Consider the following 12,777-nt stretch of genomic DNA (forward strand, 5'->3'; position numbering starts at 1 on the left):
ATCGATATGCGGAGAAGTTTCTCCGAGCGTCCGCGTCCCTCTCGCTCGCGGAACGCCATCAAGCGTTCCCAGAGCGGAGCGAGATTGGTCCCGCGGGGCGTGCTCGGCTTCACCCCCGCCCACCTACGGTTGGGATACAGACCCTCGCGCGCCGTCTCGAGCCTGATAAGGCCACCTGACTGGAACCGGGTTCACGGTTCTTGGGCCACCGTCGGAGGCAATCCGACCAGCCGAACCCGCGCGACGCCACAGCCAAGGAGGCACCCTCCGGCTAGTCCTCGGGGCAGAGGCGATTGGAACTCAAAAGTGCGCCCGCTCCCCGCCACTTCGCAAACCAACAGCTCAAAGTGAGGTTTCCACCGATGATCAGATCCTCTGCGAGCCCAAGTTGGGGAGACGCGACTCTCCCAAAGGTCAGCGTGGTCCTGCCAACGATTGCTGTCGATTCATGGCTGGACGCGGCTGTCGCGTCCGTGCTTGACCAGGAAGGCGTTGATGTCGAACTCATTGTGGTCCACGATGGGGTGCCGGTCGATCCGCAGCGGAACTGGACGCGCGACCACCGCGTTGTGTGCCTCAGTCTTGGGCAGCGGTCGGGACTTGCACACGCGCTCAACCTCGGCATTGAGCGAGCCCGCCACCCATTGGTCGCGCGACTCGATGCCGACGACATAGCACTATCGGGAAGATTATCAAGCCAAGCCCGGTTCTTGAGCGAGCACCCAGACACTGTTGTGCTGGGGAGCTTCGCAAAGAGGATCAACGAGTGTGGAAAGGTCACCGGGTCGCTGGGTGAAAGTCTTGGAGGGGATGCTCGGAACGCTCTACTCTCGAGAAACGTCCTCATTCACTCCTCAGTTCTCTTCCGAGCTGACCCTTTCCACAAAGTTGGCCGGTACGACCAGTCTATGCGCCAGATGGAGGACTACGACCTTTGGCTCCGCATGAGCTTGGAGGGAGAGATCAGGATCATGCCTGAGCCGTTAGTTGCATACCGAGTACACTCGAATCAGATGAGTCGCAAAGCGAGCCCTTTCAGCAACTATTCAATGCAGGTGCTTCGGGCGCGACGGCGGCTAGCCCGGCACATGGGAGCGAATGCCGTCGCCCAATGGCAACGCGATGGCATTTGGTGGGTGGCGCAGGCCGTTAGATATTGGGGGTTCCGGAAGCCGCGGTATGTGGGCTAAACCAGTGGCCGCCGCCAACTCACCTGCGTTATGGCTCATTAGCGCTCGTGGCGTTCGTACCGGCGTGCAGTTGTGTCTGGTCATCGCGTTTGCCAGAGGCAGCGGACCCAAAGCTGCAGGGGACTACGCCCTTGCCCTTGCTGCCACGGCGCCCGTCTTCGTGTTGGCCGACTTGGCCCTTCGAACTTTATACATTACACACATTCCCAGGATCCCATTCGCGCGTCTTCTACGCGTTCGCATCAGCGCCGCAGCGCTGGCGTTAGCGATGTGCGGAGTCGGTGCATCCCTCGTGATTCACGTTGATACGCGCCTGGTCTGGGCGGTCGCGACAATGAAGGCGTTGGACATGTTCGTCGAACTCGCGTTCGGTCCAGCACAACTCGCGCACAAGCTCCGCACTGTCTGCATCGCGAACATGACTACGAATTTTGTTGGAGTTGGGATTGCCCTCGGGCTAGCCGCGACAGGGGCAACTCCCGCCGTCGCCTTGTGGGGGCTGGTCTTGACCGGAGGGTTGGGAATGGCCTCCCTTGTGCTTCCGCAGGCTTGGCGAGCGGCAAAGGAACATGAGCGCGAGTGGTCATTACGTACACACTCCGAGCCCACTTTGTCCAACATCCTCCAAGCGGGACTCTCCGTTGGTCTGGCCTCGGGGATCTTGTCCTTCACAGCTGCGGTACCCCAGTTTTTTCTGGCCCGAGAATTCACGACTGTCGAGTCAGGGCGATACGCACTCTTGACGTATGCATTCTTGAGCGCCGAACTGATTTTGAACGGAGTCACCCACTCGTGGCTCCCTACCGCGGTGGAGACAAGAGCGAGCGCTGGCAACCGATCACTCATTAGAGCAACCAGGAGGATCATCCTTCGCTCTACCCCTACCTTCGTCGCCGCTTCGCTGGGGCTCTCATTGGCTGCCAACGCGCTCCTTCCGGTGATAGCGGGACACACCTACCGCATCAGCACAGGGGAAACGGTGGTCCTGGGTATCGGGCTAGCCCTACTCTCACCCATGTTTTTTGGTAGCACCGCCCTGCTGGCCCAAAATCGATACGGCGTTGGCTTTATTGTCAGCATCGCATCGGCTGCTGCTTCCTTAGCCGCTTGCGCACTTCTTGTCCCGCACTGGGGAACGCTTGGGGCCCTGTTGGCAACCACACTCGTCATCGCTCTTCGGGCAGTCACCTACACTCTTTCGTTCGGGTTGAATGAGCGAAGGAGCCACGACGGATCGTCAACTCTGAAGGCACGGGATGCAGGTTGAGGTTCACCATCGCATTATTCATCGCCCTGATTCTCGTGGCGCACGCCTTGACGGCCCTCAGTTTGGTATCAAGGCCGAATCTCCTCGTCCACGCATTGCCGACCAACGTTCTCACGTTTGCGATTCTCACGACTCTCATTGTGATGTTCGCCGCTTATGGGAACAGCACCGTCTGGGACAGGGCCTTCTACACCTACGACGTCATCCGGGTTCACGATGTTTCCCTGCCACAACTATTCGATGAGCGCCAGTTCTCCACAGGCGCTGGGGACGAGTCTCCTTACCTACTCTTTATCTGGATGGTGTCGCAAATTGGCACTTCCACGCGCACCTTCTACCTCTCCGTGGTCGCCGTATGTCTCTCCGTGTACCTTTACGCACTGAAGCGGAAGTTTCATCTTCTAGAGATCAACTACATTTTGCTCCTAACGATTTCGTTCAGCGTATTTACGTCCTACACTAGCCTTGTCGCTCGTCAAGGCATCTCGATGTCTCTGATCTTCGCAGGGGTCGCGACATACGCGTTTGGAGCTCGTCGCTCCATTGTCTCTATTGGGCTTCTGACCCTAGGCACGCTCGTGCACTGGTCTGCCTTGCCTTTCACCCTCGCCGCAATCGCGGCACGTTGGACTCAGTTAACCCTCAAGCGCACCCTCTCAATATGGGGCGCTTCGGTCATGGCCTTTCTTTTCCAAGCACAAACCTCATTGCTGGGACCATTGGTCAAATTTGTGCCGAAATTCGACGAATACACATCAGCCTCTCTCTCCGGTGTTTACGCGAGCGGCACCAACCGCATCGACTTCCTCGCCCTCAGCGCGCTCTACCTTGCAGCCGCACTGGCCTTCCGTCAGTGGCTTCTGCTTCCAGCTTGGTACGATTTGATTCTCAAAACGTACGTGTTGATGAATTCACTATTTCTTCTGTTTGGCTTCGTCTATTACTCAGACCGACTGGTTGCCTACTCTTGGTTCCTGGCGCCGGTCCTATTGTCTGCTCCGGCATTCGCTCAACCGTCAGCGAAGCGAATTCCCTTCGGATTACTGATTCTGGGAGGATCATTGGTTATGGGATTCACAATTGGCCCGTGGGCTGAAATTGCAAAGATCGTGTCCCACCATTCGTGAAAGCAGTGTAGTGAGCAACCAAAGGGAATCCTCTCAGGAGCATTGGGTAGTCCTCGGAAGTGCCAATGGCAGCACCAACCTTGGCGACGAGAGCATGTGGGAGGCCACCGTCCAAGAGTTGCGTAGAGTCCGAGGGCCGGTGCACGTCTATACGGATGGGCATCCAGCCTTCGATGCGCCAATGTCCAATGTGACCGTTCTCCCATATCTACACTCCATTCTTCGCCGCGGCAGCGGCTTGGTGCCGGCCTTGGCCGAGAGAGCCATCAGTTACCCTGGCCGCAATACCTACGCTCTCCGACGCGCAGCGAAGTTGGCCACAGATTGGTCGACTGAACGCCTTGCCGCGCAATGGCGCGCGGCTATCGCAAATTCGGTTGGAGTGATTGTGAGCGGTGCTGGAGCAGTCACAGATGACTACGCTGCGCACGGTGTAGCCGCGTGGTCCCTAATAGCGAGATGGGCGCAGGAAATGGCTAAGCCCGTGGGTTTCTTGGGGCAGGGTGTAGGGCCACTCAGCAGTCCTCGGGTGCGAGCTGAGGCCAAGGTCATGCTCGAAATCGCCTCAGCGATCAATGTTCGTGAAGCCGGCTCGGTCGAAGTCATCAGGGGCCTGGGTGTTCGCAAGGCTGTCTCGCTGTCTCCGGACTGGGCCATACTCAACGAGCCCGAGGTTCACGACAGGGAAGTCGCGAGCGAGTTGGCTCATCAACTCTTTGACGGCAAGCCGTTCTTTGCCCTGTCCTGGCATCGCCGACACAACACCAGTCGCAGGGATATCGCACAATTGTCCAAGTTCGGTGAGTTGTTTGTGCGTCGGGCCCTTGATGATCGTATGGGGGTAGCGTTTCTACCAAATATGATTGCTACGGGTTACTCGGACGACCGCGCGACCTTCGACCTCGTTGCATCGACTTGGGGGAGCGCCGCACGTGAAGCCGTAAAGGTGATCCGCACCCCCATAGGCTCACGGGCAAGTCGCGCCTTCTTGGGATTGGCCATTGGAGTGGTCGCCACCCGGTATCATCCGCTCGTACTCTCACTTGCCGAACAAACGCCATGCGTAGGCATCTCGTACGACGAATATTACGACCAGAAGCTACGCGGGGCGTCAGCATTGTTCGGACTGTCTCAGAATGTCTTGCCACTGGCGAGCGTTGAGGCTGACGATGTCCTTCGTTGCCTGGAAGCGAGTCACCCCCTGGAGGTCACCTCGGAACTGGATGGCAACCGGTTGGCACTCGCCGACTTCGTATCAGTTTGCACGGAGCGCGGATGAGAGGACGCGCGAGCGGGACTCATCAGGCATTCGTCAGGTGGGCCGAACTGAACGGGCAACAGCTGCAGTTACATCGCAGTCGAATGCGCTGGGGACGATCTCCACGGCAGTCGGATCCTCCACTAGGTCGGCAATGGCGCGTGCAGCGGCCAGCTTCATCGCCTCCGTGACCTGTGGCGCTCCCGAGTCGAGCGCCCCGCGGAAAATCCCGGGAAAGGCCAGCACGTTGTTGATCTGGTTCGGGAAGTCCGAGCGCCCCGTCGCCACCACTGCGGCATACTTCCGCGCCACGTCGGGGTGCACCTCCGGGTCGGGGTTGGCGAGCGCGAAGATGATCGAGTCGGGCGCCATCCGGGCGATGTCGGCCTCGGGCACCTGACCACCCGAGACGCCCACGAAGACATCCGCCCCCACGAGGGCGTCGGCCAGTGAGCCAAAGAGACCGCGCGGGTTGGTGGTCGCCGCCAGGCGGTGCTTGTGCTCCACCAGGTCGGTGCGGGCCGGCGAGATGATCCCCCGCGAGTCGCAGACCACGATGTCGGCCACCCCGGCCCGGGCCAGCAGCTTGGCCACGGCCACGCCGGCCGCCCCGGCCCCCGACACGACCACCTTCAGGGACTCCAGTGAACGCCCCACCACCTTGGCGGCATTGATGAGCCCGGCCAGCACCACGATCGCGGTGCCGTGCTGGTCGTCGTGGAAGACGGGGATGTCGAGTCGCTCCTGGAGACGGCGCTCGATCTCGAAGCAGCGCGGCGCCGAGATGTCCTCGAGGTTGATCCCGCCATACGACGGCGCGATGCGCGCGATCGCCTCGACCAGCTCGTCGACGGTGCCGGTCTCCATGCAGACGGGCACGGCGTCCACCCCGGCGAAGTGCTTGAAGAGCACCGCCTTGCCCTCCATCACCGGCAGGGCGGCCAGCGGGCCGATGTCACCAAGGCCCAGCACGGCGGTGCCGTCGGTGACGACGGCGACCGTGTTGCGTTTCGCCGTGTAGCGGGCGGCCAGCGACGGGTCAGCAGCGATCGCCCGGGAGACGTCCGCGACGCCCGGCGTGTAGAGCAGCGACAGGTCGGCCCGGTCGCGCAGCGGCTGCGTGGCGTGTACCCCGAGCTTGCCGCCCTCGTGCGCCCGGAACACCGGGTCGGTGGGGTCGAACAGCGGGTACGACGGATGCGCAGTCATTGCGGAAACACCTCAAGGGGAAAGGCCGCATAGGGGCCGAAGAAAGGGAATTGCGTGGGGCTCACAGCAGCACCTACGACACGGATAGCCGGGGGTGTGGCCACTCAAACGCAGATCGAAAAACAGCGCGGGGGTTGCCCGCATCACCCACTGTGGCACACATCGGGCAGACACGACCACGGGTGTTACGCGAGTGTGACGCGTGACGCAGGTGAAGGTGGCAGGATGCGAGTTATCCACAAGGCGGTGGCCGGTGGCCGTCCTCCGGTCCCCGCCGCACGGCATACCCGGAAGGATCGTCCTCGATGACCTCACGCACCCGTCCCGCCGTCATGCTCCTGGCGGGTCTGGCCTCGGCAGGCCTTGCCCTGAGCGCCTGTGGCTCCGACTCGCTCTCCACGGGCGGCGGCGCCACCTCCCAGCCGGTCACCTCAGCGAGCGCCCAGGAGGACCTCGCCGCCAAGGTCCCCGAGAAGATCAAGTCCAAGGGCACCATCGCCATCGGGGTCGACGCCTCCTACGCCCCCAACGAGTTCCTTGCCGGCGACGGCAAGACCGTGCAGGGCTTCGACGTCGACCTCTTCAACGCGGTCGCCCAGAAGTTCGGCCTCAAGACCCAGTGGGTGCCGGCCAACTTCGACTCGATCATCGTCGGCGTGCAGTCCGGCAAGTACGACATCGGCGTCTCGAGCTTCACCATCAACGACAAGCGCAAAGAGCAGGTCAACATGGTGAGCTACTTCAACGCCGGCACCCAGTGGGCGGCCGCCCCGGGCAACCCCAAGAAGGTCGACCCGCAGAAGCCGTGTGGCCTGAAGGTCGCCGTGCAGAAGGGCACCGTGCAGCAGGAGGAGGACCTGCCGGCCAAGGTCAAGGCCTGCGAGGCCGAGGGCAAGCCGCTCGAGGTGCTGCCGTTCACCGGCCAGGACCAGGCCACCTCGGCGGTCGCCACCGGCAAGGCCGACGCCATGCTGGCCGACTCCCCCATCGTCGCCTACGCCGTGAAGCAGTCGGGCGGCAAGATCGAGGCCGTCGGCGACATCTACGACGCCGCTCCCTACGGCTACGTCGTCGCCAAGGACCAGAAGGAGTTCGCCGAGGCGATCACCGAGGCCCTCAAGGCGCTCGACGAGTCCGGCGACTACAAGAAGGCGCTGGGCAACTGGGGCGTGGAGGCGGGCGCCATCAGCGACTTCGCCGTCAACCCCTGATGAGCGAGCACATCACGACAGCGGAGCGCCCGGGACGGATCGACGCCGTCCCGGTGCGCCACCCGCTGCGGTGGGTGGCGGTGGCCGTCATCGCCGTGCTCATCGCCATGTTCGTCAACATGGTGCTGACCAACGAGGCGTTCAACTGGTCGTTCGTGTTCGAGGCGATGCAGCAGAACGCGGTCCTGGAAGGCCTCTGGAAGGGCACCATCCTCGTCACCGTGCTGGCCATGCTGATCGGCATCTCCGGGGGCATCATCCTCGCGGTGATGCGCCTGTCGCCCAACCCGGTGCTGTCCTACAGCGCCTGGGTGTTCACCTGGTTCTTCCGCTCGGTGCCCCGCCTGGTGCTGCTGACCACCATGGGTGCCCTGGGCATCCTGTTCCAGGGCGGGATCTCCTTCGGCGTGCCGTTCGACACCGAGATCATGAACCTGCTCGGCATCGACAGCGACCTGCGCTTCCTCACCCTCGACGCCAACCAGGTCTTCGTCGGCATCGCCGGCGGTGCCATCGGCCTGGGCCTCAGCGAGGCGGCCTACATGGCTGAGATCGCGCGCGCGGGCATCCTCTCGGTCGACGAGGGCCAGCGGGAGGCCGCCGAGGCGATCGGCATGAGCAGCAGCCAGACCATGCGCCGCATCGTGCTCCCCCAGGCGATGCGCGTCATCGTGCCGCCGACCGGCAACGAGACGATCGCCATGGTGAAGGACACCTCGCTGCTCATCGGCCTGCCGCTGATCACCGAGCTCTTCTTCCAGCTCCAGTCGATCGGCTCGCGGACCTACCAGGTGTTCCCATCGTTCGTCGCGGCCATCCTCTTCTACCTGGTCATCACCAGCGCTTTCATGGTCGGGCAGTACTTCCTGGAGAAGCGGTTCGGCCGCGGCTTCGGGCAGCCGTCCGGTGAAGGCGACGGCCGGGTCGCCCGCCTGCTCGGAAGGGGCGCAGCACATTGAGCACCGCACCTGAGACCGCTGAGACCCCCCGCCAGGAGCCGCACCGGGAAACCGAGGCGCTGGTCCACGCAGTCAACGTCACCAAGGCCTTCGGCCGCAACGAGGTGCTCAAGGGCATCGACATGGACGTGCGCAAGGGCGAGGTCGTCTGCCTGCTCGGACCCTCCGGGTCGGGCAAGACGACCTTCTTGCGCTGCATCAACCAGCTCGAGAACATCGACGGCGGCCGCATCTGGGTCGACGGTCACCTCATGGGCTACGCCGACAAGGGCGGCCGGCTCCACCGGCTGCACGACAAGGACATCGCCGCCCAGCGCCGCGACATCGGCATGGTGTTCCAGCGGTTCAACCTCTTCCCCCACCTGACCGCCATCGAGAACGTCATGGAGGGCCCGGTCCAGGTCAAGCGGCGGAACAAGAGCGACGCCAGGGCGCGCGCCCTCGACCTGCTCGAGCAGGTGGGGCTGGCCGACAAGGAGAAGGCCTACCCAGCCCAGCTCTCCGGTGGTCAGCAGCAGCGCGTGGCCATCGCCCGGGCGCTGGCGATGGACCCCAAGCTGATGCTCTTCGACGAGCCCACCTCGGCGCTCGACCCCGAGCTCGTCGGCGAGGTGCTCGACGTCATGCGGCAGCTGGCCAAGGAGGGCATGACGATGATCGTCGTCACCCACGAGATGGCCTTCGCCCACGACGTGGCCGACCGGGTCGTCTTCATGGACGGCGGCGTGGTCGTCGAGGAGGGCCCGCCGAGCGAGTGCATCGACAACCCGCAGCACGAGCGCACACGCAAGTTCCTGCAGCGCATGCGGCAGGAGCCGCGCAGCGTCTGACCCTGCGCTCGTTCGTATGCCGTGCGCGTCCGCCGACGGGCGCGCACGGCATACGCGGGGGCATGATGGGCACACGGTGGGGCCGTGACGTCAGGAGGTCTGGGGACGCGATGATCGCTCTGGGGTTGGTGAAGGTGACCGGGCGCTCGATGGAGCCGACGCTGCACACCGGCGACCGCATGGTCGTGCTCAACGGCGCGCCGCCCAAGCTCGGCCGCCTGGCGATCGTGCGGCTGCCGCCCGACGACCACGGGGCGCCCCGGCCGCTCGCGATCAAGCGCGTGACCATGCGCGACCCCGACGACCCCAGTCGCTACTGGGTCGAGGCCGACAACCAGGGCGCCGAGGGCGTCGTCGACTCGTGGACCCTCGGGCAGTCCCTCCCGCGCGAGCACATCCGGGCCCGGGTGCTGTTCCGCATCCCCCAAAGCCTCTCGCTCGCCGAGGGGGTGCGCCTCCGCCACCTGCTGGGAGCGGCCTACCTGCTCAGGGCGTTCGCCAGGTTGTGGGGGCGCCGTGCGGGGTCTTCCGGGCGGGGGTAGGTTTGCGGGTGCACGTGATCGTCCGACTTTGCAGAAGGGATTCGCATGCTCTCCCGTTTCTTCACCACCGTTGAGGTCAGCGCCCACTGCGACCTTCCGTGTGGCGTGTACGACCCCGCCCAGGCCCGCATCGAGGCCGAGTCCATCGCCAAGATCTGCGAGAAGGTCGCGGACAACAACGACGCAGACTTCCGGATGCGCGCGGCGATCATCAAGGAGCAGCGCTCCGAGCTGGTCAAGCACCACCTGTGGGTGCTGTGGACCGACTACTTCAAGCCCCCGCACTTCGAGAAGTACCCCGAGCTGCACACCCTCTTCAACGAGGCCACCAAGCTCGCCGGCGCCTCGGGCACCAAGGGCTCGTTCGACGCCGACGCCGCCCAGCAGCTGCTCGGCAAGATCGACGAGATCGACCGCATCTTCAAGGAGACCAAGGCCGCCTGAGCCTTCCTCTCCACGAGAAGCGCCCGTCCCACTCCCGGGGCGGGCGCTTCCGCATGGTCGGGCGCTTTCGCATGCCAGGGCTTCAGCGCCCCGGCGGGCCGAGATACATGGTGACCAGCCGGCACCAGTTCCGTCCGCACCACTGAGTGGTCACGTGACGCCAGGGCTGGGCCTGGCCTTGTGCCGTGGTGAGCCAGAGCCCCGAGGGCGCCCACTCCAGGCCGTCGGTGCTGAAGAACCAGACGCAGTCCGAGCGCTTCGGCTGCTTGGGGCAGACCTGCGGACCGGCGAGCTGGACCGCGACCCAGGACGGCCACAGCTCTGCGCTGGGGAAGACCCGCGTGTAGGTCAATGGTGCGCTCTCGCCGAAGGCGGTGCTCGCCTGACCCTCGAGGGCCCTGGCCTCACCACCGAGGTGGCAGCCCCCGCACAGACAGGCACCCGCTCCGAACGCCACCACTGCGCTGGCCACCATGGCCACCACCGCCGTGCCTTGAAGATGAAGGCCCCCGCCGGCACCAGTCAAACGCTAAGCACCGCGGCCGGTACATCCCTCAACCTAACCAAAGCCTCCGCAAGAGGAGGAGCCCACGAGGCGTGGCCAGCGGCGGGCAGGTATCCCATTTGTTACCTATGCGGGGGGCTGCATATCCCCATTCCCAGCGGTAACTGAATACGGTGAGAGACGGTCTGCGACCGCAGGCGACCGCTCACCTGGAGGTTCAATGGTGAATCCCGAGTTCGACGACGTCGACCACGACACCGTCCCACCCGCCAACAAGGGCATGCTCGCCGTCGCGGGCGTGCTGCTGGCGCTGCCCATGATCGCGCTGGCCTGGGTCGGCAGCTACGCGAAGGTCGAGCCCAAGCTCGGCGGCTTCCCGTTCTTCATCTGGTACCAGTTCCTGTGGGTGTTCCTGTGCTCGGCCATGACCTACGGCGCCTACAAGCTGGTGCTCAAGGCCCGGCCGCACCGCCCCCTGCCCGGCCACCGCGACGACGAGACCCGCCGACGTGACGAGGAGGACGGCCGATGACCGCCCTGCTGCCCGCCGCGACCAACACCGGCGTCAACTACGTCGCCCTCGCGGTGCTCATCGCGCTCTTCCTGCTCGTCACCGTGATGGGCTTCTGGGCCACCCGCTGGCGCGCCGCCACCTCGATGGAGTCGCTCGACGAGTGGGGCCTCGGCGGCCGCAAGTTCGGCACCTGGGTGACCTGGTTCCTCCTCGGCGGTGACCTCTACACGGCATACACCTTCGTCGCCGTGCCGGCGGCGATGTTCGCCCTCGGGTCGGTCGCCGGGTTCTTCGCGGTCCCCTACACGATCGTGCTCTACCCGATCATCTTCATCTTCATGTCGCGCCTGTGGTCGGTCAGCCACCGCCACGGCTACGTCACCCCGGCCGACTTCGTGCGCGGCCGCTACGGCTCGCGCGGGCTCTCGCTCGCCGTGTCGGTCACCGGCCTGCTCGCGACGATGCCCTACATCGCGCTCCAGCTCGTCGGCATCCAGGCCGTGCTCGAGGTGACCGGCGTCGGCGGTGAGTCGCTGCTGGCCAAGGACCTGCCGCTGTTCATCGCGTTCGCCCTGCTGGCGGCCTACACCTACAGCTCGGGCCTGCGCGCCCCGGCGGTCATTGCGTTCGTCAAGGACACGCTGATCTACCTCGTCATCATCGTCGCCGTCATCTACCTGCCGTCGAGGTTCGGCGGCTGGGAGGCGATCTTCGGTGCCGCCGAGGAGAAGATGGCCGCCACCAACCCGGCCACCGGCAAGCCCAACGGCGCGTTCATCCCCAACAGCCAGCAGTACTGGGCCTACGCCACGCTCGCGTTCGGCTCGGCCATGGCGCTGTTCATGTACCCGCACTCGATCACGGCGACGCTCTCCAGCGGCAGCCGCAACACCATCCGCCGCAACGCCTCGATCCTGCCGGCGTACTCCTTCGTGCTCGGCCTGTTGGCCCTGCTCGGCTGGGTCGCCATCGCCGCGGGCACCAAGCCGATCGGCCTCGACGGCAAGCCCAACGCGCAGCTGGTCATCCCCCAGCTGTTCGAGGACGCCTTCCCGTCGTGGTTCGCCGGCGTCGCCTTCGCGGCCATCGCCATCGGCGCCCTGGTGCCGGCGGCCATCATGTCGATCGCGGCCGCCAACACCTTCACCCGCAACATCTACAAGGAGTTCCTCAAGCCCGACGCCACGCACAAGCAGGAGGCCCAGATCTCCAAGCTGGTCTCCCTGCTGGTCAAGGCCTTCGCCCTGATCTTCGTGCTGACGCTCGACAAGCAGAACGCCATCAACTTCCAGCTCCTCGGCGGCATCTGGATCCTGCAGACCTTCCCCGCGATCGTCTTCGGGCTCTACACCCGCTGGTTCCACCGCTGGGCGCTCGTCGCCGGCTGGGCCGTGGGCATGGTCTACGGCACCATCACCGCCTACAACGTGATCAACCCGGTGACGGGCAACCACTTCGGCGGCTCGCTGGCAGCCATCCCGATGATCGGCGACATGGGCTACATCGCCCTGACCGCCTTCGCCATCAACGTCATCATCGCGGCCGTCCTGACGTTCATCTTCAACGCGATGAACGTCGACCGCGGCACCGACGAGACCATCATGGGCGACTACTTCGCCGACGCCGGCGACCCCCGCGTCGAGAAGCTCGACACGCCCATCCACCTGCAGACCGGCAACCCGTAACGGGAACCCGGCCGCACGGCATACGGCAACGGGGGC

General features: G+C 64.5%; 12 protein-coding genes. 9 read left to right on the plus strand and 3 right to left on the minus strand.

The features are described from left to right. Positions 1-446: 446 nt before the first annotated feature. On the minus strand, positions 447-608 hold the full coding sequence (locus P2F65_RS04070; protein ID WP_275804422.1) for a hypothetical protein: 162 nt from the start codon (positions 606-608) through the stop codon (positions 447-449). A gap of 1,845 nt (positions 609-2,453) precedes the next feature. Between P2F65_RS04070 and P2F65_RS04075 the strand changes: the two genes are divergently transcribed. Then, entirely contained in the window at positions 2,454-3,584 is a 1,131-nt protein-coding gene (locus P2F65_RS04075; protein WP_275804424.1) for an EpsG family protein, read from the plus strand. 10 nt (positions 3,585-3,594) lie between these two features. Further along, a complete protein-coding gene (locus P2F65_RS04080; protein WP_275804426.1) occupies positions 3,595-4,863 on the plus strand; it encodes a polysaccharide pyruvyl transferase family protein in 1,269 nt (422 codons plus the stop codon). Between the two features lie 33 nt (positions 4,864-4,896). On the opposite strand, the gene P2F65_RS04085 is transcribed toward P2F65_RS04080, so the two are convergent. After that, complete coding sequence (locus P2F65_RS04085; RefSeq protein ID WP_275804427.1) at positions 4,897-6,051, minus strand: NADP-dependent malic enzyme; 1,155 nt, start codon at positions 6,049-6,051, stop codon at positions 4,897-4,899. Between the two features lie 305 nt (positions 6,052-6,356). Here P2F65_RS04085 and P2F65_RS04090 point away from each other — a divergent pair, with 305 nt between their 5' ends. The 5 genes from P2F65_RS04090 (at position 6,357) to sodN (ending at position 10,037) form a co-directional block, all read left to right on the plus strand. Next, positions 6,357-7,262, plus strand: coding sequence for an ABC transporter substrate-binding protein (locus P2F65_RS04090; RefSeq protein WP_275804429.1), 906 nt, complete (start codon positions 6,357-6,359; stop codon positions 7,260-7,262). Further along, entirely contained in the window at positions 7,262-8,221 is a 960-nt protein-coding gene (locus P2F65_RS04095) for an amino acid ABC transporter permease (RefSeq protein WP_275804431.1), read from the plus strand. The genes P2F65_RS04090 and P2F65_RS04095 overlap by 1 nt, the downstream gene beginning before the upstream one ends. 59 nt (positions 8,222-8,280) lie before the next feature. Next, positions 8,281-9,051 (plus strand): amino acid ABC transporter ATP-binding protein, encoded by a 771-nt coding sequence (locus P2F65_RS04100; protein WP_275807273.1) that lies wholly within the window; start codon positions 8,281-8,283, stop codon positions 9,049-9,051. A gap of 110 nt (positions 9,052-9,161) precedes the next feature. Then, complete coding sequence (locus P2F65_RS04105; RefSeq protein WP_275804432.1) at positions 9,162-9,593, plus strand: S26 family signal peptidase; 432 nt, start codon at positions 9,162-9,164, stop codon at positions 9,591-9,593. A gap of 45 nt (positions 9,594-9,638) precedes the next feature. Beyond that, positions 9,639-10,037 carry a superoxide dismutase, Ni gene (gene sodN, locus P2F65_RS04110; protein ID WP_275804434.1) on the plus strand — a complete coding sequence of 133 codons (399 nt, stop codon included), beginning with the start codon at positions 9,639-9,641 and terminating at the stop codon, positions 10,035-10,037. 82 nt (positions 10,038-10,119) lie between these two features. Here the strand turns inward: sodN and P2F65_RS04115 are convergent, their stop codons facing one another. Further along, positions 10,120-10,512, minus strand: coding sequence for a hypothetical protein (locus tag P2F65_RS04115; protein ID WP_275804436.1), 393 nt, complete (start codon positions 10,510-10,512; stop codon positions 10,120-10,122). A 250-nt stretch (positions 10,513-10,762) separates the two neighbouring features. On the opposite strand from P2F65_RS04115, the gene P2F65_RS04120 reads away from it, so the two are divergent. Next, positions 10,763-11,074: a DUF3311 domain-containing protein gene (locus P2F65_RS04120; RefSeq protein ID WP_275804437.1), complete on the plus strand. Its 312-nt coding sequence runs from the start codon at positions 10,763-10,765 to the stop codon at positions 11,072-11,074. After that, a complete protein-coding gene (locus tag P2F65_RS04125; protein ID WP_275804439.1) occupies positions 11,071-12,741 on the plus strand; it encodes a sodium:solute symporter in 1,671 nt (556 codons plus the stop codon). Before P2F65_RS04120 ends, P2F65_RS04125 begins: the two co-directional genes overlap by 4 nt. Positions 12,742-12,777 lie beyond the last annotated feature (36 nt).

The organism is Knoellia sp. p5-6-4, assembly GCF_029222705.1.
Lineage (GTDB): Bacteria > Actinomycetota > Actinomycetes > Actinomycetales > Dermatophilaceae > Pedococcus_A.

Bases quoted from the DNA above. Each gene is read 5' to 3' on its own strand.
- P2F65_RS04085 (WP_275804427.1), bottom strand. From the start codon at position 6,051: ATGACTGCGCATCCGTCGTACCCGCTGTTCGACCCCACCGACCCGGTG.
- P2F65_RS04090 (WP_275804429.1), top strand. From the start codon at position 6,357: ATGACCTCACGCACCCGTCCCGCCGTCATGCTCCTGGCGGGTCTGGCC.
- P2F65_RS04095 (WP_275804431.1), top strand. From the start codon at position 7,262: ATGAGCGAGCACATCACGACAGCGGAGCGCCCGGGACGGATCGACGCC.
- P2F65_RS04105 (WP_275804432.1), top strand. From the start codon at position 9,162: ATGATCGCTCTGGGGTTGGTGAAGGTGACCGGGCGCTCGATGGAGCCG.
- sodN (WP_275804434.1), top strand. From the start codon at position 9,639: ATGCTCTCCCGTTTCTTCACCACCGTTGAGGTCAGCGCCCACTGCGAC.
- P2F65_RS04115 (WP_275804436.1), bottom strand. From the start codon at position 10,512: ATGGTGGCCAGCGCAGTGGTGGCGTTCGGAGCGGGTGCCTGTCTGTGC.
- P2F65_RS04120 (WP_275804437.1), top strand. From the start codon at position 10,763: ATGGTGAATCCCGAGTTCGACGACGTCGACCACGACACCGTCCCACCC.
- P2F65_RS04125 (WP_275804439.1), top strand. From the start codon at position 11,071: ATGACCGCCCTGCTGCCCGCCGCGACCAACACCGGCGTCAACTACGTC.